At 53.1% G+C, this 20319-nt stretch carries 17 protein-coding genes; 2 read left to right on the top strand and 15 right to left on the bottom strand.

Going from position 1 to position 20319, the window contains the following annotated elements; all coding sequences use genetic code 11:
- Nucleotides 1–15 precede the first annotated feature (15 nt).
- From EFB08_RS18915 to EFB08_RS18950, 7 genes are all read right to left on the bottom strand, one after another.
- Nucleotides 16–873 (bottom strand): DUF4097 family beta strand repeat-containing protein, encoded by an 858-nt coding sequence (locus tag EFB08_RS18915; protein ID WP_227006411.1) that lies wholly within the window; start codon nt 871–873, stop codon nt 16–18.
- A 22-nt stretch (nt 874–895) separates the two neighbouring features.
- Complete coding sequence (locus EFB08_RS18920) at nt 896–1828, bottom strand: HEAT repeat domain-containing protein (protein ID WP_123128524.1); 933 nt, start codon at nt 1826–1828, stop codon at nt 896–898.
- Nucleotides 1818–2327, bottom strand: coding sequence for an RNA polymerase sigma factor (locus EFB08_RS18925; RefSeq protein WP_123128525.1), 510 nt, complete (start codon nt 2325–2327; stop codon nt 1818–1820). Before EFB08_RS18925 ends, EFB08_RS18920 begins: the two co-directional genes overlap by 11 nt.
- Before the next feature lie 227 nt (nt 2328–2554).
- Entirely contained in the window at nt 2555–3421 is an 867-nt protein-coding gene (locus tag EFB08_RS18930; RefSeq protein WP_227006412.1) for a DMT family transporter, read from the bottom strand.
- Between the two features lie 193 nt (nt 3422–3614).
- Complete coding sequence (locus EFB08_RS18935; RefSeq protein ID WP_123128526.1) at nt 3615–3956, bottom strand: hypothetical protein; 342 nt, start codon at nt 3954–3956, stop codon at nt 3615–3617.
- 1 nt (nt 3957) lies between these two features.
- The gene (locus EFB08_RS18940; RefSeq protein ID WP_123128527.1) at nt 3958–6366 is read right to left on the bottom strand and encodes a penicillin acylase family protein; all 2409 of its coding nucleotides are present in this window, start codon (nt 6364–6366) and stop codon (nt 3958–3960) included.
- A gap of 406 nt (nt 6367–6772) precedes the next feature.
- A complete protein-coding gene (locus EFB08_RS18950; RefSeq protein WP_123128529.1) occupies nt 6773–7210 on the bottom strand; it encodes a hypothetical protein in 438 nt (145 codons plus the stop codon).
- A 214-nt stretch (nt 7211–7424) separates the two neighbouring features.
- Here EFB08_RS18950 and EFB08_RS18955 point away from each other — a divergent pair, with 214 nt between their 5' ends.
- Nucleotides 7425–8750 (top strand): M16 family metallopeptidase, encoded by a 1326-nt coding sequence (locus tag EFB08_RS18955; protein ID WP_123128530.1) that lies wholly within the window; start codon nt 7425–7427, stop codon nt 8748–8750.
- A 33-nt stretch (nt 8751–8783) separates the two neighbouring features.
- Nucleotides 8784–10856 (top strand): insulinase family protein, encoded by a 2073-nt coding sequence (locus EFB08_RS18960; RefSeq protein ID WP_123128531.1) that lies wholly within the window; start codon nt 8784–8786, stop codon nt 10854–10856.
- Between the two features lie 192 nt (nt 10857–11048).
- On the opposite strand, the gene EFB08_RS18965 is transcribed toward EFB08_RS18960, so the two are convergent.
- The 8 genes from EFB08_RS18965 to EFB08_RS19000 form a co-directional block, all read right to left on the bottom strand.
- On the bottom strand, nt 11049–11933 hold the full coding sequence (locus tag EFB08_RS18965; protein WP_123128532.1) for a DUF58 domain-containing protein: 885 nt from the start codon (nt 11931–11933) through the stop codon (nt 11049–11051).
- A 159-nt stretch (nt 11934–12092) separates the two neighbouring features.
- Nucleotides 12093–13088 (bottom strand): AAA family ATPase, encoded by a 996-nt coding sequence (locus EFB08_RS18970; protein WP_123128533.1) that lies wholly within the window; start codon nt 13086–13088, stop codon nt 12093–12095.
- Between the two features lie 274 nt (nt 13089–13362).
- Entirely contained in the window at nt 13363–13983 is a 621-nt protein-coding gene (locus tag EFB08_RS18975) for a DUF4159 domain-containing protein (protein ID WP_123128534.1), read from the bottom strand.
- Nucleotides 13984–14227: 244 nt separating this feature from the next.
- The gene (locus EFB08_RS18980) at nt 14228–15544 is read right to left on the bottom strand and encodes a TldD/PmbA family protein (RefSeq protein WP_123128535.1); all 1317 of its coding nucleotides are present in this window, start codon (nt 15542–15544) and stop codon (nt 14228–14230) included.
- Between the two features lie 76 nt (nt 15545–15620).
- Entirely contained in the window at nt 15621–17264 is a 1644-nt protein-coding gene (locus EFB08_RS18985; protein ID WP_123128536.1) for a TldD/PmbA family protein, read from the bottom strand.
- A gap of 288 nt (nt 17265–17552) precedes the next feature.
- A complete protein-coding gene (locus tag EFB08_RS18990) occupies nt 17553–18260 on the bottom strand; it encodes a head GIN domain-containing protein (RefSeq protein WP_123128537.1) in 708 nt (235 codons plus the stop codon).
- Nucleotides 18261–18349: 89 nt separating this feature from the next.
- On the bottom strand, nt 18350–19387 hold the full coding sequence (locus EFB08_RS18995; protein ID WP_123128538.1) for a DUF3667 domain-containing protein: 1038 nt from the start codon (nt 19385–19387) through the stop codon (nt 18350–18352).
- Nucleotides 19388–19603: 216 nt separating this feature from the next.
- Nucleotides 19604–20122, bottom strand: a complete 519-nt coding sequence (locus tag EFB08_RS19000) for a hypothetical protein (RefSeq protein ID WP_123128539.1) — start codon at nt 20120–20122, stop codon at nt 19604–19606.
- Between the last annotated feature and the right edge of the window lie 197 nt (nt 20123–20319).

Genomic DNA, 20319 nt, shown 5'->3' on the forward strand with positions numbered 1-20319 from the left:
TAGGTACCTGAGAGATTATTTTCTTTTCCGGATGAAGATGTCGCTGGTGATGGTCTGGATGCTCATTTCCACACCTCCGCCGTTGACTTTGCCGGCAATGTCGCCGCCGCCGCCAAGCAAGGCCAGTTCTTCGTCATTGCCCTTTTTGCGGTTCATTTCAATGTCAAAGTCGGTGTAGATTTCGCCTTGCATAGACTTGAGCTTGAAGTTCGCCTTATCTTTGGCTGGCAAGGTGATGTCTATGTCACCGCTCACGGTAGAAATAGCGCTGGGCTTGCTCTGGTCCAGGGAAGAGAAAATGACTTTGATGGTACCGCTGGTGTTGTTGGCGATCACCGGGCCCGAAACGTTGGTTAGGGTCGCCTCTGAGTTGTTGAGTTTCAGTTCAATCTCCCCGTTCATATCCGCGATGGAGACATCGCCTCCTTGCCAGTTGGTTTCTTTGTACACCACAGCGGCATTCCTGGGGACTCTGATGGTATACTCCGCGTCTATCCTGGAAGCCTTGGTGATAGAAAGGGTGTTGCTGTTTTTGGTAACTGATAAGCCCAGATTGGTGTTGTCCTCTACCTGGTTATAGAGCGGTTTCAGGCCCTCGGCCCGTTTAGGAGGGGCGCTGTAATCGCGAGTTTCAATGATCACCTCATCACCGGAGTGCCCTACAATCTTTACGTCACTGCTGAACATGGAAAGCTGCACGCGCGCGTCTTTGCCATTGCCCAGCTTCACTTTGTAAGTGCGCGGGGCATTTTCCTGTTTGCCACCCCCAGCAGCCGGGATGGTTTGTCTATAGGCGGCAGTTGTGTTTTCTGAGGCAAGGCAGTTCCCGGCAAGCATGAGCACGGCCCATGCCAGTACAATTGTTTTTTTCATGGAAGTAGAAGTATATGCGTGGTTAGATAAGGGTTCCGAGGCCCTCTTGTGCTTTGTATTTGACAATAGGTAATAAATCTTCTTTGTGCATGAGCATCTCCAGCTGTGGGACCGCGGTGGCCTCTTTAAGTTTGACCACCATCTCAATGAGGGTGAGTTGCATGAGCGGCTCGGTCTGGGTACCCAGGGCATGGATGAACGCCTTGCGTACTTCTTTGTGGTCTTTGAACTGGTAGAGGGCTTCGCAGGCGGCCAGCCGCACGTTCAGGTTCCCGTCCTGGTTCATGGTTTTCACCAGCAGCTTAATAATTTTTTTGCTTTCCTGGGGCGTAAGTCCCTCGGTTTTGAGGTCCTGGCTCACCAACTGCAACCGGTCACTCGCCGATGAACTTCTGACAGTAGAACTTGCCACCAACACTGGTTTGGCTGGTTGCCTCCGGGCGGAAGAATACGTTTCTTCTTCCCGCTCCTGGTTTACTGTAGAGATAGCGGTATTCATTGGGTTCTCTACCGAGGCAGCAGTTTCTACCTCCGGTTTACGTTCCTGGGTTTTCTGTTCCAGGGCCACTACCTGAGCCTCGCCAGATGAGGATACACTCCCCGTTTGCTGAAAGTAATTTCCGGCCCAGAACGCCACGATCAACAGACTGATGCTGGCGGCTATCTGCCACACGTAGGTTTTGAAGAAACTGGTACTCTCCGTCTTCTGGCTGCTTCCCTGAACGGCCAATACCGGGTTTTCTATCTTCTCAAACAACCAGTCATCGGCTAAGAACTTGTCCATTTCCACGCTTTGCTCCTGGGCGTAGTGCCGGAACTGCGCAGCCTCGGGTTTGAGGTGATCTGGCAAAAGTTTGGTCTGCTGGAAAAAGCGTTTCAGCTGGCTTTCTTCTTCCAGCGAGGTTTCGCCGTTGTAGTATTTCTCCAGCAAGGTTTCTATCTGCTCAAACTGCATAGTTTTCCATCTTTAAAAGTCCGTCGCGCACACTTTTCCGGGCTCGGCTCAGCGCCACCCTGATGGCGTTGACGTTGATGCCCGTCACTTGCTCAATCTCTTCGTAGGCGTAGCCCTCCACATCGCGCAGGTGCAGAATCAGGCGCTGCTGCTCAGGCAGGAGTTTCAGGAGCTCCTGCACCTTGCTTACCTGGTCCGATAGCTCGGAGCGCTGGTACGGGTTGGCTTCGCCGGAGTTCAGCTCCAGGTCCACTACATCTACCATGTGCTTGTGCTTGCGGCTCTTGAGTTTGTCCAGGCACAGGTTCTTGGTGATGCTCATGGCAAACGCCTCAATGCTGGCGTAAGCGTGGAGCTTGTGTTTGTTGGACCAGAGTTTCAGGAAAACATCCTGCAAGATATCCTCGGCCTCTTCCTTGTTCTGCAACAGGAACAGCGCCATTCTATACAGCTTCTGTTTGGCCGGGAGTACCTTGGTTTTAAACTCTTGTAAGTCCATTCATTAACAGAGACGACGGAGTGCGGAAGTCATTACAGCGGTTTCCAGATTTTTTTTCAAAAAACCTGGAAAAGTTCTGAGTCTTGAGTTCTGAGTTAGGTAGAAACCAGTTGATTTAAGCAGGTTTTAGAGGAAACAGGGCAAAAACGCCAAGACACACAAGGGTAAGTCAATTTAGGAAAAATGACTCAGGACTCAAGACTCAGAACTCAGGACTATCATCAGGACTATTTCAGCAGAATGATCATCACCGATCCGGCCACCATGATGATGGCGCCGAAGGTTTTCTTGAGGATGTTGGTTTCCTGGAAGAACCGGTAACCCAGGCCAATGCTCACCAGCGTGGAAAGCTGGAACAGAGAAAGCGCATAGCCTACCGGCATTTGCTCAAAGGCGTAGTTGGTGGTCAGTTGCATCAGCCCGATGCAGAAAACCAGCAGGGCGTACCGCTTCAGTTTGCCCGCTACCCACTCCTGCTTCCATTGCTGCCGATGCGCCGCTGCCCAGAACGTCACGATGCCAGAGAACAGCGCGCCAAACCAGCACCAGCTGATAAAGGAAACCGTGGGCGAGGAGTACAGAATGGTTTTCTTGATGAACACGGCTTCTATGGCCGCAAAGACCATGGCCCACAACCTGAACTGGATACTGGGTTGCTTCAGAAGTTTCCAGGAGAATTTTTCATCGGTGGTATCCAGCACAAAATAGCTTCCACCAATGATGAGCATGATTCCCAACGCGCCCCAGATATTCGGGAACTCGCCCAGTAGCACCATGGCCGCCAGCAACCCCACCACCGATTTGTACGCGTTCACCGGCCCCAGCACCGACAGGTCTCCCGTTTGCAAGGCCCGCACCAGAAAACCGTTCCCCAACGCCCCAAACAAGCCCACTAAAAGCGAGTAGCCCCAAAACCCCAGCGGCAGTGCAAGCCAATCTGTATCAAGGGCTGGGAAAACGCAAAGCACGCTCAGCAGGAAATAGGTATTGAAGTTTACCAGCAACGGCAGGCTACCCATAGCAGTAAGCTGCTTCTGGAAAACATTGGCCAACGGGTTGGAAAGGATGCGGAGGAAAACAGCAAGAAAAATCAAAGCAGCAGAAAAAGGAAAAACGCCTGTTGGTTTCGAGGCAAATTAGAAAGAATGGGCTTAAAACGCAGGAGCTTCCCTAAAACAAACTCGGAAAGGCTACCCTCTACAACCAATTACTTTCTCCCTTTATACGAGCAGATTCCTTCTGCCATCACCTCTTTCTGTTTTCCGCTTCTTTTCCTGAAAACAACCTCTAAACAGACTTTTCCCACAGCTGCCGCACCAAGTATCCAGACAAAGCGCTTAGTCCACCCACTACCCCGCCAATGAGCACGGTCACTATCAGGAGAATCCAGGGTGAATTCACGGTGAGCATGGTGGCCACTCGCCCGCTGAGAACGCCATCGGTGACCACGTGCCAGAACAGCGCCGCACCCAGCCATGTCAACCCGATAGCCAGGAAACCCGACAGAAACGCCTGCCCGCCGTAGCGCGCCTTCCAGAACGCCAACCCGAAACAAACCAGGGCCAGAGTCCACCACGGCAGAAAGAACTGAACCAATAACCCGAGGAGAAGAATCAGAATGAAGAGCATGTCAGTTTTTCTTTAAAGTCCAGTGAACGGAAGTAGCTGCCGGCTGATCATTGGCCGACCGCAGGAATAGTAACCGGTGCAGTTTCCCGTTTTGCCAGTCGTTTAACAAATTGTCGTAGAAACGGCTGGCCGGATTTCCACTTTGCCCGCCGGGATACACGCCCCAGGCCTGCACCTGAGGCCCTAACTGCACCACCATGCGCCATGACGGTCCGTGGCTACCGTTGAGGGCATTGATGGAGTTGGCGCTTCCGCCTGCGAATAACTGGTGCCCGAAGCCCGGTAACTGCGCCAAATGCCGGATGTGCGAATCTCTGGCGTTTCCCCACTGCCATTGCGAACCGCCCACGCCCAAACTGTCGGTTACCTTTTTGAAAGAGGCGTTGACCAGATCGGCCAGGGTTTCTTTCTGAGGGGTAGTCACGTCATCGTACCATCGGCTTCTAGGCACTTGCTGGATCATCTGCACCAAACGGTCGCGGGCGGGAGCCTTGAATTCGGCCGGCGGGAAGTCATCGGACCAGATAGCGCGGGCAAGGGTTTGCCACCATTCCTCGAAAAGCGAAGGGGCCAGCTTATCGGGCTCAAAGCGGTAGTCCCAGGCAGCCAAGGTCTGGAAAACCTTCTTCTGGGTACCCGAAAGGGAATCCTGGTTGATCAGCCGGAGCATGGTGGGCAGCACGTTCTGGGGCACAAAACTGTAGGTATCGGTTTGGAGCAGCCTGAAACTGTCTGGCGCGGCCTGGGTCATGGAAGCTAGGCGCTGGTTGATGCGGGCTCCTCGCTCATATCCGGCAAAGTTAGAACCCAGGTAATACGGGTAATCTTTGGGGCTCACCGGCGTCTGGTTAGCAGAGCTCACAAACCCACGGTTGGGATTGAGCACCTGCGGCACCTGGTCCATGGGTATCCAGCCCTGCCAGTCATGTGCGGGGTTGGAACCATCCAGCAGGAACTTGCCTTGCCCTTGCCACTTCAAGGGGTACAATCCGTTGGAGACCACCCCAATGTTCTGGGTGTCGGCGTACAGGAAGTTGAAGGCCGGGGCGGCCCAGGTGGTGAGCGCCTGCCTGAACTCAGGAAAAGTTTTGGCCCGATTGATCAGGATAAGGGTTTTCAGCTCATTCTGGGTGTCATGTGCCGTCCAGCGGAGTGCGTGCCCCACGGGGGTGTTGCCACTTCTGAAGGCCTTTTCATTGGGCAGGTAGGCCACCGGCCCGTGGTGCGTGTACAGCACGGTATCTAAGATGGTCTGCCCACCTTTGATGTGGATTTCCTCTACCACACGGCGCACCGGTTTCCATTGGTTATCATGCCAATACTGTTGCCGTTTCCCGTCCTTGAATTTGATCTCGAACCAGTCCAGCACATCGGCTCCCACGTTCGTAATGCCCCAGGAAATCTGCTCATTAAACCCGATGCCCACGCCCGGTGCCCCCGGAATCACCACTCCGTAGGTATTGATACCCGGCGCATGCAACTGCACGGCGTGCCAGATAGAAGGCAATGTCAGGTTCAGGTGCGGGTCTGAGGCCAGCAATGGATAACCACTGGCTGTGCGGGCACCCGCCACCGCCCAGTTGTTGCTGCCCAGGTTCTCGGGTTTTTGGCGCTCCAGCGTATGAAAAGCAACCTTGGGCATGAACTCGGTGGGTGCAGGCGGAATGGGAAGTGGTTTAAACCTCTGCCGGGTGCCCACCGGCACAATGGGCTCCTCATGGAAAGGATAATCGGGGAACAGGTCTTGTATGATGTCTGAGCCGTATTTGCGCAGGTTGTTTGTCATGCGCAGATCATCTGAGAAGCCGGTCATGTCATAGGCCAGCATCTTCAAAAGCAACGCAATCTTCAATGGAGCCCATTCCTCGGGGGCATAGTGCAGGAGCTTGTACTCAAACGGATACTCATGCGGCGCCAGTTGCCCGATATAGGCATTCACCCCGGCACAATAGGCTTCTATCACTGCCCGACTCTGCGGGTCTGCCATCATCCGCGCCAAAGATTTCCTTGCCGAGGTCATCATGCCCATCCGGCGCTGGTAACGGTCCATCTCAAGGGTTCGGTCGCCAATGATCTCAGACAACCGGCCGGCCGCCGCGTGCGTCATAAACTCCATCTGCCACAGCCGGTCTTTGGCCGTGAGATAGCCCTGGGCGTAGTACAGGTCATGGTCGTTCTGCGCGAAAATGTGCGGTATCCGCAGAGAATCGAACCTGATCTGCACCGGGGCTTTCAATCCGTCCAGCGTCAGTTCCTCAGAGGCGAAATCGTCATCAGAACCGCTGCGCCAGAAGCCTTCATAGGGGCTCAGAAACGGCCCCAGCGCCGGAACCACGCCATAGGTACGGTTTAAGCCATAGATGACTAAAACGGTTAATAAAACGGCAAGAATGGCTTTTATCCATTTCATAGTGGCAGACGGCAGCGGTGGATTCTGCCGGTAAGATAGGTTCTTCTCAAGGCAATGGCAAGCCGAGAAGGGTCATTCTATTTTAAGGCTGTTTTCTGGAAAAGAGGGTCAAAATGGAATGATTAGAGCCTTGTTGGGCCAATCCCTGGTGGTTGCCCTTTCCAGTAACCACGCTGAAAACGGCTTCGTCATCCCCACTTCCTTCAAAGGGGTGCAATCAGGTATTGTAATGCATCAAGAAGCCTACTGCCGTCTGCCGTTGTTGGTGTTATCACCAACAACCTGTATTGCGGGGCAAACGCAACGGCAACCACCAGGGATTGCCCCTACCAGTATGCATTACACCAATAAGCACAAAAAAGCCGGAGTTTTCCCCGGCCTTCGTGCTTTCAAAAAATGAAATTTACTAAATGTCTCCTGGGCTTTTGACGCGGCGCGGACCACCTTGGCCACCACCGCCACCTTGGCCTCTTTCCAGCTGCTCAGCTACTATCTTGGCAAATTTCTCCTGCTGTGCCGGGGTTAGAAGCGCATTGATTTCTAAAGCACGCTTTTGGGCTTCGGCTTGCATGGCGGCACGGTCTGGACGACCACCGGCGGCCCGCATTTTCTCCATGTCCTGCGCAGATTGTAAAACGATGGCTTTGATTTTGATGCTCTGCTCAGGCGTGAGCTCCAGTTGCTTCTCGTAGCGCTGCAGTTGCATCATGGCTCGCTCCTCTGGCGAAAGCCGGGCGCGTCCGTGGCCTTGGGCACCTTGGGTTTGCTGGGCGAAGGCTGAAGTGCCTGCCAACAGGGCTACAAACAGGAAAGCTAGTTTAATTAATTTTTGCAGGGTTTTCATACTATGGATTTGCTTTATTTGGTTTACAGATTAGAGTAGATATTACGCTGTTGGTTTAATCATACCTAAAAAAGACAAACTATCTGGTAGGCAATCAGGCATATGGAACAGTTTGTAAAAAAATTGCCTTAATTTTAAGGACGTTTTCCGGAAACTAAGCCAAAAACGCGCCAAACTAACCGAACGACCCTTTTTTCTTTTTAACGCTTTTTGAATGAAACGTAAACTTTTGAGTATCCTGTTGCTGGGTGCCAGCCTGATGGCGAGCGCACAAAGCAACAAAATTCAGTTCACGGAGTACGACCTGCCAAATGGTCTGCACGTGATCCTGCACCAGGACAAAACCACGCCTACTGTGGCCGTGACCATGATGTACCACGTGGGTTCCAAGAACGAGAACGCCGACCGTACGGGTTTCGCGCATTTCTTTGAACATTTAATGTTTGAAGGCTCAGAGAACGTAGAGCGCGGCAAGTACATCAACATGATCCAGAGCGCGGGTGGGGCCGTGAACGCCAACACCTCCTTTGACCGCACGTACTACTACCAGATTCTTCCTTCAAATCAACTGGCCTTGGGCCTCTGGATGGAAGCCGACCGCCTGCGGGCCGCCAAGATCGATCAACAGGGCATTGAGACGCAGCGCCAGGTAGTAAAAGAAGAAAAAAAGCAGCGGATTGACAACCAGCCATATGGCTCCCTGCTGGAAAACACCTTCGCCACGGCGTACTCGGTGCATCCGTACCGTTGGGTTCCTATTGGGTCTGCGCAGTACATAGACCGGGCTTCTATGCGGGAGTTCCAGCAGTTCTACAAGACCTTCTACGTGCCCAATAACGCCACATTGACCATTGCCGGTGACCTGAACATAGACCAGACCAAACAGTGGGTGGAGCAGTATTTCGGCAGCATTCCGAAGGGAACGGGCACTATTCCGCGTCCTACGGTGGTGGAGCCCCCGCAGGTAGAAGAAGGCCGCAAAGTAGTGTTTGACAACATCCAGTTGCCGGCAGTAGTACAAGCCTACCACATTCCGGCCCAGGGATCAGAGGATTCTTATGCCATCAACATGCTTACCACCTTGCTTTCTGGGGGCCCGAGTTCTCGCCTGAACAAAGCCTTGGTAGACAAGCAACAGAAAGCAGTGACGGTGGCTTCTATTCCGTTGTCCATGGAAGACCCGGGGCTGTTCATCAACCTGGGCATCGCGAACCAGGGGGTAGATGTCCATGACCTGGAGCGTGCCATGGATGCCGAGATTGAGCGCGTGAAAAACGAGGCCATCTCTGACCAGGAATTCCAGAAACTGCGCAACCAGATGGAGACCGACTACATCAACGGCATTTCCACGCTGGAAGGACGTACCGAGAAACTGGCTTCTTACCACGCGCTGTACGGCAACACCAACCTCATCAACACGGAACTGGACAAGATTCTGGCCGTGACCAAAGATGACCTCACACGGGTAGCCAAGAAATACTTCACCAAAGAGAACCGCGCCGTGCTGCACTACCTGCCTAAGGCATCGCAAGCCAGATAAGCGTTGGGTCTTTCTTCTTATTCAAGCATTTCCATGAAAAAATATATCTCCATTTTCTTTTTGGCGCTGGCGGTCTCTTTTGGCAGCACAGCCCAAACCACCAAGCAAACGCCACCACCTGCGGGTCCGGCCCCTACCATTGAGTTAGGTAAATACGAGTTCTTCACGCTGTCCAACGGTCTGAAAGTGTACGTGGTGGAAAACCACAACCTGCCCACCGTAGCCATGAGTTTGGTGCTGGACCGCGCCCCGTTGCTGGAAGGCGAAAAAGCCGGTTTAACCGGAGCCGCCGGTTACCTTATGCGCACCGGTACCACCACCCGTACCAAAGACCAGCTAGACGAGCAGATTGACTTCATAGGCGCCTCTCTGAACACCTCCTCCACCGGATTCTCGGCCTCTGGCCTGAAGAAACATTTTCCCAAACTGCTGGAACTGACTGCCGATATAGCCTTGCGCCCGCAGTTCAGACAGGAAGAGCTGGACAAGTTCAAAAAGCAGATGGCCTCTAACCTGGCTTCCTCCAAAGACGACCCGGCTACCATTGAGAGCAACGTACAGCAGTCACTTCTGTATGGCAAAAACCATCCGTATGGCGAGGTCATCACCGAGAAATCGGTGGAAAATATCTCCCTGGCCGATGTCCAGAACTATTACACCACGTACTTCAGACCTAACATCGGGTACCTGGCCATTGTGGGCGACATCACACCCAGTGAGGCCAAAAAACTGGTGAAACAGTACTTCGGGAAATGGAAGAAAGCCGATGTAAAACAGAACACTTACCCGGCACCGGCTGCGCTGATGGCAAACCAGGTTGCTATTGTAGACCGTTCCAACTCGGTGCAGTCCAACATCTCGGTGACGTACGCGGTTGACCTGAAGCCCGGCAGCCCTGATGCGATTGCGGCCAGCCTCATGAACAACATCCTGGGAGGATCCTTCGCCCGCCTAGATGCCAACCTGCGCGAGAAACACGCCTACACCTACGGTTCTAATTCTTCTTTATCTTCTGATCGTCTTTCGGGCCGATTCAGCGCCTTCGCCAGCGTGCGCAACACCGTTACCGACAGCGCTTTCACCCAGATCATGTTTGAGATGGACCGCCTGCGCAAAGAACCTGTGTCTGCCGAGGAGTTGCAGAAAGTAAAGAACATGATCATCGGGTCGTTTGCCCGCTCCCTGGAGAATCCGTTGACGGTGGCCATGTTCGCCATCAACACGGCCCGCTACAACCTACCCAAAGACTATTACGCCAACTACCTCAGGAACGTAGCCGCCGTTACGCCCGCCGACATTCAGCGTGTGGCCCAGCAGTACCTGCAACCCGAGAAAGCCTACCTGGTAGCCGTTGGAAACGCCCGCGAGATCGCCGACAAACTGAAGCGCTTCAACGGAAACCAACCCATCGCCTATTACACCGCCTTCGGGGAGAAAACAGATGCACCTTTGATGTCCTTGCCATCGGGGGTGAACGTGCAGACCGTTTTGGCAGCCTACATCAACGCCATCGGCGGAAAGGCCAACGTGGAGAAAGTGAAAGACCTCACCATTCGACGCACCATGAACGTGCCCGGTGCCCAGCTGAACGTATTGTTGCAGCAGAAAGGGGCTGATAAATCTTTGATGGTGGTTAAATACGGCGAGAACGAGATCAACCGGGTAGCTATCAACGGCACGAAAGGCGCTATCACTACCCAGGGCCAGGTGAAACAGATGGCTCCGGCCGAGCTTCAGGACCAGAAACTGGACATCTGGACGAGCTTCCTGAACTATGACCAACTAGGCATTAAACTCGCCCTGAACCAGATGGAGAAAGTAGAAGGCCGCGAAGCTTACAAACTGGAACTTACCTTGCCAAGTGGCAAGAAATCGTACCACTACTATGATAAGGAAACCGGCCTGAAAGTACGCGAAGTTGCCACGGAGCAAACCTCCGTGGGCACCGCCAACCAGACCATCGACCTGAAAGATTACCGCGAGGTGAACGGCATCAAGTTCCCGCATAAGATTGACCTGCACATCGGTAGCCAGGTGATCTCCTCTACCGTGAACAGCGTGGAAATCAACAAGAACCTGAAAGACGAGGTTTTCCAGGTGAAATAGGTTTATCCTCCTCATGCATCGGCCCCGCTTTGTGGCTCTTTTATAGGAAAGGGCCACAAAGCGGGGCCGATCTTTTATAGGCTTTTGTTGACCGGAAGAATGCTGATGCTTTTAGCCTTGTTTCCTGAAAACGCACCTGAAACACAGTTTTCCCCAACTCAGAACTCTGGACTCAAGACTCAGAACTCCTTTTTACTGCCTTGCCCGGCTCATCAGAAAGGCGCGTAACGCTTTGTCTAAAGGTTCATGCAGGTGGAATCGCTCGTAATGGATTTGTTTCTTGCGGGTATCGGTTTCCAGGGTGCGGAGCCATTCCTGCAACTGGGCCAGGTACTCGGCGCGTTGGGCTTCGGAACTGACTTGCAGGGTTTGGCCTGTCTCCAGATCCTGGAAGGAAACCTGCCCCTGATAGGTGAATTCGAGTTCGTTTTTGCCCATGAGGTGGAAGAGAAGGGTGTCTTTCTCCCGGGCTCCTATCTTGCGCAAAGCCTCCGTGATTTCGGAAGTCTGTTCATACATATCGGTGACCAGCACGGTGATCTCTTTTTGGCGCTTTTTGGCGAAAACGGGCGCTAAACGATCAGGCTCAGGAAAAGGGCCGTTTGCCTTCATCTGCTCCAGTTGGTAAAAGAACCGCTGTAGGTGTTGGTTTGATTGCTGCGGGGCCAGTTGCACCAATTGGTTTTCCTGCAGGATAAATAATCCCACGGCATCGCCTTGCTGCGTGGCCAGATACGCCAGCGCCGCTACCAGATATCGGGCATAATCCAGCTTCGTTAAATCGCCGTCCTGATGGGCCATGGAGCCGCTGGCATCTACCACAAACCTTACCGCCACGCTGCTGTCTACCTCTGACTCCCGGATGTAGTACCGGTCTGAGCGCGCGAACATCTTCCAATCCAACTGCCGAAGATCATCGCCGGGCTGGTAGCTCCTGTACTGCGCAAACTCAATCCCCGCCCCCCTCCTGACGCTCTGGTTCTGCCCCAACAGAAAGCCATCCACCACCGCCTTCGCAATTAGGCGCAGGTCTTTGATGGCAGCAAACGTTTGGGGGTTGAGGAGGCGGTGGGGCATAATTTATTTTAGTTGTCAGACAGGCAGTACAAACTCTTTTTTGTCATCTTGGAAAGATCTTGTGGGTGAACTAGAGAGGCTTTTACTTATGCTATTACAGTTTGCTCACAAGTTCCTTTCAGGATGACAGATTAAAGGATGGATCACCTATAGTTTCAGCTATTTCAGAATCCCTTGTGGCAACTCCACCCCTTTCAACAGTTCCTCCACCACTTTATCGGTGGTAATGTTGTCGGCTTCGGCGGTAAAGTTCACCAGTACGCGGTGCCGAAGCACGGGATAGGCCATGGTCTGCAAATCTGGCATGGTGACGGCAAAACGGCCTTGAAGCAGGGCGCGGGCTTTGGCGGTGAGGATTAGGGCTTGTCCCGCGCGCGGACCTGCTCCCCAGCGCACGAATTCCTGCACGAAGGCTACCGGGCTGTCTTCTGGGCGGGTGGCGCGCACCAACCGGGCTACATAGGCTATCAAGTCATCTGAAATGGAGACTTCGCGCACCAAGCTCTGCAAGGTCAGGATTTCCTCACCGGATAAAATAGGCTGTACCTTCTCCCGCTGTCTTCCGGTAGTATTTTTCAGCACCGAGATTTCCTCCAGTTCCGTAGGGTACTTGATCTTGATGTAAAGCAGGAAGCGGTCTAGTTGGGCCTCAGGTAGTGGATAGGTGCCGCTTTGTTCAATAGGGTTCTGGGTAGCGAGCAAAAAGAAGGGACGCGGCAGCGGGTACGTCTTGCCTGCGTAGGTTACCTCAAATTCCTGCATGGCTTCCAGCAGGGCCGCCTGGGTTTTAGGAGGCGTCCGGTTGATTTCGTCCGCCAGGACGATGCTCGCGAAAATGGGGCCTTCATTGAACTGGAAGAAGCGCTTGCCGGTAGTGTGGTCTTCCTCCAGAACCTCGGTGCCCAGGATATCAGTGGGCATTAAGTCTGGCGTGAATTGGATGCGGCGGAAGGGCAAATCCACGGCACTGGCCAAGGTGCGCACCAACAGCGTTTTGGCCAAGCCCGGCACGCCTTCCAGCAGCCCGTGGCCACCAGCAAGCAGCGTGATCAGTACCTCGTCCAGTACTTCCTGCTGACCTACAATGATTTTATGGATTTCCTGCCGGAGCACCGGCAGTTTGCTTAACAGTTGGGTTACTTCTTGTGGCGTCACGTGGGGCAGAAACTAAACGGTACTACTTGGACTAGTAAGTAAGCGATTGTTCTTGAATTTGCCTTTTCGATTCTGATTTGTTTTCAGGAAAACAGGGCAAAAACACTTTTCATTATTCTTGCGCTGCCGCGAGCCTCGGGCTCGTGTCCGCACGCAGTTCAATGCAATGGTCTTATCAGCAATGCGAAAGCACGAGCCGGAGGCTCACGCCAGCGGAGCTAGTTGTCCGTTTTCACTTCGTTTACAAGAAAACAGGCTGGAAACGGAGGCATCTTTAACTGGTGAGCGCGTACATCAGGATATTCACCCCGAATTTAGTGTTGTCCTCGGCTAGCCAGCGCTTGTTTCTAAAGTCATAGTCCCACTCGCAGCCGTAGTCTTTGTTGCTGTAGAGCACAGCAATGCGTCCATTCACTTCGTAGGCTTTGAGGTAATCATGCACCAGGTCATCGCCCCAGCCGTTGAGTTCAAACGACGTGGTAGGCGGACCTTCCTCGAACTTGAAAAAAGATCGGTACAACGGATGCGTATTAGGAAGCTTCTTCAACGCTCTCGGCCCGAAACAGACGCGCATCTGCTCTTCAAACGAACGGGCAAACAATCCGTCTATGTCATGGTTGCAATCGTCCACGAACACGAAGCCGCCGTTTTGCACGTACTTTACGAAATTGGCTTTCTCCTTGGCGTTGAACTGCACCAGTTTGTGGCCGCTCATATAACAAAAAGGATAACGGAACAGCTCGGCACTTTCCAGCGGAATCACTTTCTCCTGCTCCACAATAGGCACAGTCGTGTACTCCACCAGCGAGTGCAGCAGGTTAGAGGGCATGCGCTGATCGGTGTCCCAGTTGCCGGATCGGTATTGCAGGCGTACGAAGGTGAAGGGAGTAGGCATTATGGCGAAGTTCCTACATATATTTAATTGTCATCCTGAAAGGATCTTATGGACAAGCTGTAATGACGTTTGCTTAAGCGGATTTCTAGTTCGCTTACAAGGTCCTTTCAGAATGACAAATAGGAAGTTAATCACAAAAGGGAAGGGAATATAATTCGCCTACCCAGTTTTTGACCTTATTTTCAGAAAACAGCCCGAAAACAAAAAATCCCCTCTCTATGAGGAGAGGGGTTAAAGTTCAAACTTACACCGCGTCAGACAAGCTGGTGAAGGTGAAGTCTCTGATTTTCATAGGGGGTACCAGGTTGCCGCCGATGCGCTGCGGTTTGCCCAAGGCCTCCAGATTGTTGAGCATGATAACTGGGCTCTCGTTGAATCGGAAGTTCTTCACCGGGTGCTTGATCTTGCCGTTCTCAATGTAGAAAGTTCCGTCGCGGGTAAGGCCCGTGTAGAGCAGGGTTTGTGGGTCAACGGCCCGGATGTACCAGAGACGCGTTACCAAGATACCTTTCTGGGTGCCTTTGATGAGGTCTTCCAGGCTCTGGTTACCGCCGGCCATGATGAAGCCGCCTGGGGCAGGCAATCCTTTCACGCCTTTTTTCTCGGCCCAAAAGCGAGAGTAGGTCAGGTTTTTCACCACGCCTTTGTCAATCCAGGTCACTTTCTCCTGCGGACGACCATCGCCGGCCCAGGTGGAAGTAGGAATCTCGGGGTTGGTGGGGTCTGAGGTGATGGTCACGCGCTCGTCAAACATCTTCTCGCCCAGTTTGGTCTTGCCACCCGGTTTGCTCAGGAAAGAGCGGCCTTCCTCGGCGTTACGCGCGTCAATGCTGCGGAACATATTTTCCAGCAAATCAACGGCAGCGGTAGGCTCCAGAATCACGGTGTACTTGCCGGGCTCCACGGCTTTGGCGTTCATAGAACCCAGGGCTTTCTGCGCAGCGATCTCTGAGGCAGCCCCCGTATCTAATTTAGAAACATCGCTCACATCGCGGGTTACATAGCCGGAGCCGGTGCCGTCGGCGGTTCGCATGGTCACCGAGAAATCCACGTCTGAGCTTTGATTGTAGGCGAATAGGCCTTTGGAGTTCATCTTGGCGCTGAATCCGCTGCGGTCTTCCCAGAAACCCGCAGCCGTCAGTTTCTTGCTGTCGGCGAGCTGCATGCTTTTAGCGGCGGCGCTGGCGCGATACTCTGGGTCAATGTCATGGGTGGTCTTGAACCAGGCATTGCTGGGCAAGTACGTTTGAGGGCCGAGCATGGGCACGTATTCCGGACTTTCCGGAGCAATGCGAGCCACCTCTTCGGCGCGGCGCACTACTTTTTCCAGCGAGGCATCATCAAACTCATTGATGGTGGCCACGCCGGACCGCTTTCCGAAACGGGCTTCCACCGCCAGAGACATGTTTTCTTCCTCGCCGCTGGTAGACACCGTGCTGCGGGCGTAGCGGATGTTGCCGCCTTTATAACCGCTGAGGTTTACCTCACACTCATCGGCTTTGGAATAGCTCAGGGCCTTTTTCAGGAGCGCCTGCGCTTGATCTTTATTTAATATTGCCATTGTATGGTATCACGTATCAGGTAGCAAGACACACAACTGTTTTAAGTCGATCCTATCTCGCCAGCTTCATTTCTAATTAAATCTTACGACCAGTATTTATCACGTTTACTCCGTTGAACCGAGTGTGCGATGAGCCGTGGGAAACGGCGCTTACCTGGCTGGGTTGGCCTTTTCCGTCGAAGAAAGAGCCGAACATGCGGTAATCGCTCTCGTCGCAGACGGCGGCGCAGGAGTTCCAGAATTCCTGGGTGTTGCTTTGGTAGGCCACATCTTCCAGCATGCCTACTATTTTGCCGCCTTTGATCTCGTAGAACAGCTGTCCGCCGAACTGGAAGTTGTAGCGCTGCTGGTCAATGGAGTAGGAACCCCGGCCTGCGATGTAGATACCACGGTCTATGCCCTTGATCATCTCATCTACGCTCAATTTCTGCTTACCCGGTGCCAGGGACACGTTAGGCATACGCTGGAACTGCACGGAACTCCAGTTATCGGCGTATGAACAGCCGTGCGATTCTTTTTCGCCGATGATGTGCGCCTGGTCGCGGGTGGCTTGGTAATTCACCAGTGTGCCGTCCTTAATCAAATCCCAGCGTTTGGTCTTTACGCCTTCATCGTCGTAGCCCACAGCTCCCAGAGAACCTTCCTGCACCTTATCGGCGAAGATGTTCACTAGTTTGCTGCCGTACGGGAAGTTTTTGGTTTTCCACTTTTCCAGCGTAGCGAAAGAGGTACCGGCGTAATTGGCTTCGTAACCCAGTACGCGGTCCAGTTCCAGCGGGTGACCCACACTTTCGTGGATAGTTAAGCCGAGGTGATTAGGGTCCAGCACCAGGTCGTATTTGCCAGCCATCACCGATTTGGCGGTAAGTTTCTCGCGGGCCTGTTTGGCGGCTAAGCCAGCATCGGCGACAATGTCATAGTATTTGTCATAGCCAATTAGGCCGGTGCCCTCGGGGCCTTTCATGGTAGGCGCTTTCACGGTAAGGTACTCAAAGCCCATGCCCATGGGGGCGCTCAAAGCATCGCGGGTTTTGAATTTGCCGGAGGCTTTATCTACCGCAGTCACGGTAAAGTTAGGCCAAATGCGGTGGATGTCCTGGTCAATGTAAGAGCCGTCGGTAGAGGCGAAGTATTTCTGCTCGTTTATCTGAAACAAGGCCGAATTCACGAAGTTGGCGCCGCCAGCCAGCGCGGCGGCGTTGGCAGCCAGCAGCAGATCGGCTTTCTCAGAAACCGGAACGGCGAAGGCGTTCTGGTTTATGGGCGTTTTCCAGGAAACCTCGCCATACCCTTTCTGCGGGGCTAAAACCACAGGTTCTTTCTGCAGTTTGGAGTTGGCCTTGGCAATGGCTACGGCTTGCTCGGCGGCTTTGGCAATGCCTTTGTCGCTCACGTCTGAGGTGGCCGCGAAGCCCCAGGTGCCGTTGGCAATCACGCGTACGCCCACGCCATACGACTCGGTGGTGCTGATGCCCTGCACTTGCTTTTCACGGGTGAACATGTTCTGGGCCAGGTAACGCCCAATGCGTACATCGGTGTAGGTGGCGCCTTTGCTTTTGGCGGCGTTGAGCGCCACATCGGCGAGGCGCTTTTTCAGGGCCACGTCTACGGTTTCCAGCGCGCGGGCGGGGTCAATCTCATGACCGAACGTAGGAATGCCGGAAAGCATCAGCCCTCCAACGCCCATGGCGGTCAGTCCAATAAAATCACGTCTTTTCAAGGTTTGTTTTGTTAGGTAAGCGAGAGTTTCAGAAGCAAGCCAGTTTGCCTCCCTTAAGTTTACCGGTTGTTCAGGAGGAAAACAAGCCATTTTCCTAAAAACAGCCTCAAAACAGATTTGGGCCTCCTATGTAAGAAGACCGATAAGGAGCTGTTGCCATCAATGTCCAGGGTATTCAGCCTGCTTTTCAGATGAAATGTTTCAGGCAGAAATAACGATGCACATAGGTAAAAAGGAAAGCCCCGGCAGATGGTTCTGCCGGGGCTTTTATCCTGTCAAAAAAAGAGACTAGATAGGCCTTACTTTGCCCATGCCGCTATGGTTGATTTTAGGCGAACCTTTGTAGTCTACGCTCACAATGCCGGCGGCCTCTACGTTCAGTTCTTTGGACACGTTTACCTCGGCGTGGCTGGCCCCGGCGGCGTCAATGGTCAGGTAATCGGTTTTCAGGTTCAGGGCTTTGAGGTTAGAGGCACCGGCCAGATCCAGTTGAACGGTTTCGGCGCGACCGCTAAGGGATACCTTGGTGCCTCCGGCCATATCGGCGTCCAGTTTCTTCACCTGTAAAGCCATTTCCACGTTGATGCCTCCCGCAAAGTCCAGCTTCAGGGTAGAGCCGTTGATGGTATTGGTGGTGGTAAGTTTTATGCCTCCGGCCAGTTCCAAAGCTTCCAGGTCACGCACGGTTACGTAGGCTTTCAGGCGTTTGGCGTTCCGGATGGTGTTGTCTTTTGTTTTGATGGTGAGCATGCCGTTTTCCACAGTTGACTCAATGAAGGGCAGGATGTTTTCCTCGGCCTCCAGTTTCAGGCTTGGGGTGGCTCCTTGGGTGAGGACTACCTCAAACCCGCCGCTCACCCGCAGGGCCTTGAAAGAACTTACCTGGCGGGTTTCGGTTTTGTATTTTCCGTTTCCTTCTACAGATTGGGCTTGCGCCTGCGCTACGAAACCTATTAGGGCGAGGAGCAACAAAAGAGAATAGAATGTCTTTTTCATGGGTTTAGAAGAGATAGAATGCGTTGGTGTTTCTTTTATAGATGCAAAAATCCTCCAAGGGTTGCTCGTCCCCTGGCCCAGAAGAGAAATTAAATCGCCAGACTCACCACCATGCCCAGCAGCAGCGTCGTTACGCCGGCAATGAGGTAAAAGAACAGCAGCGTGGCCATGTTGAAGAACGTACGCAGGTACCCGCGTTTGAAAACCCGCCGCAGCCCGAAGAAAAGGTACAGGAAGCCCAGCAAATTCGCCCAGCCAAACAGGTCAATGGAGGTAAACAGGTACAAAGAGAGCATGTACAGAATGTACAGCACAAAGTAGAAGCAATGCAGGTGGATGCTGAAGATAAGGTGCTCCATGTAAAAGCGCCGCGCCCGGAAAAAGACCAACTTGAGCAGCAGCGCGAAGACCGGCATAAGCACAAACATCATCAACGAGATGTATTTAAGCCCTTTCGCAATGAGTTCGTTTTTTGAGAGGCGCTGGAATTCGGCGGTTTTTTGCAAGAGTCCGCGCGTAAACCAATTGTGGCTTTTGACATTGAATGTGTTAAGGGCAGAATCTAACTGAGCGGTGGAGGCATGCGCCGGAATGCTGTCCAGCGTGGAGAAATTATATTGTTCGGCCGGCGTATCTGCCACCAGAAGGCTGTCCATGTTAAGGTTTTTCTCCTCTAACCTTTCCCTGATAATGTTCCGGATGGAGTCAGGGGCTTGGGGCGCGGCCTTGGTGATGAGGCTGTTTACCTGAAGCGGAGCTTTTCTTAATTGGCTTCCCAAGCTTCGTTCTCCGCCTTCAACATGGCCCACGCGCAGGGAGAGCAGGAAAAAGAAGACAAAACTGATGAACACGTACAACCTGATAGGCGGCACATATCCCATGCGGCGTCCTCGGTGGAACTCGTTGGTGAGTTTGCCGGGCGCAAAAAGCAGGTATTTGAGCGTAACCCAGAACTTGCTGTCATAGTGGATAGTGCCTTCCAGCAGCTCCAGCGCCACATGCTGGAAAGGAACGTTCAGGTCATGGTTCTCCTGCCCGCATTTAGGGCAGAAATTGTCTGGCTGCTCTTTGGTAAAGGCATACTCACAATTGGTACAGACCGGATATTTGCGCAAGTGCTTTGCCATACAGCGTCTTCTCTTCTTCCTATATATATCAGAAGCAATATACTGCAAACTGTGGCAAGTGGCAAACAAATGGAAAAGCTTGCCCTGAATTGAAAACCGCTACACTTGTTTACCAACGGGCTGTGGGAAACCTAAAGAAGCCAGGAAACAGACTAGTCGTTTAGGACCTTTTTTCTGGAAACAGCTCTTAAACCGGTTGACCAGGTTTTCCTCCCTTTAGGTACGCTTTACCCCATCGGCTCCAAACGCTACCGCGCCTTCCTTTTGGGTGTTGCTGAAAAGCCGCCAGAAATAACCAGAGGTCTCCAAAACACCTTGGCTGGGCTGAATGCGCAGCACCCGATCGCCCTCCAGGGAAATGGTTAGTTCCCCCTCCGGTGAAGCGGTTACCTGCCACACCCGAAGCTTGTCTTTCTGTCCCCGCACCAGTTCCTGCAGTTTTCGGTCTCTGAGGTTGCTGCCGGGCACCTGCGGGTCAAAGGCGGGGTCTGCCAGCGTCTGGGTATCGCGCGGGATCTCTACCTCCTCGAACCGGATGGCCACGGTGCCCGCTTCTTCCAGTTGCCAGTGACAGGCTACCTCCAGGGTCCAGGCGCCTACGTCCAGAATAAGGCCGCTCGCGTTGGTGACGTGCGCTTTCCCGAAGTGGAAGAATTGCACATGGCCCAGCCGGGTGGTTTTGGTTAAAGGCAGCCCCAGTACGTGCTGCAGTTCAGGGAAGAGGTTCTCACTCATTTTCTCGCGTCTCAATTCCCCACGAAGGTACGGATTTAGCGGTTTCGGCAGGTTATCTGTTTCAAGGCCAAATTCCGGAAATCGGGTTAAAAACAGATTGCTCCCTTTAGCTTTATTGCCGGATGTTCATTAATATAGTAAACCGCATATTTTTATATCTTCCGGCATCATCCCAGACTCCATCAAACGACATCACT

The organism is Rufibacter latericius (assembly GCF_003721515.1).
Taxonomy (GTDB): domain Bacteria; phylum Bacteroidota; class Bacteroidia; order Cytophagales; family Hymenobacteraceae; genus Nibribacter; species Nibribacter latericius.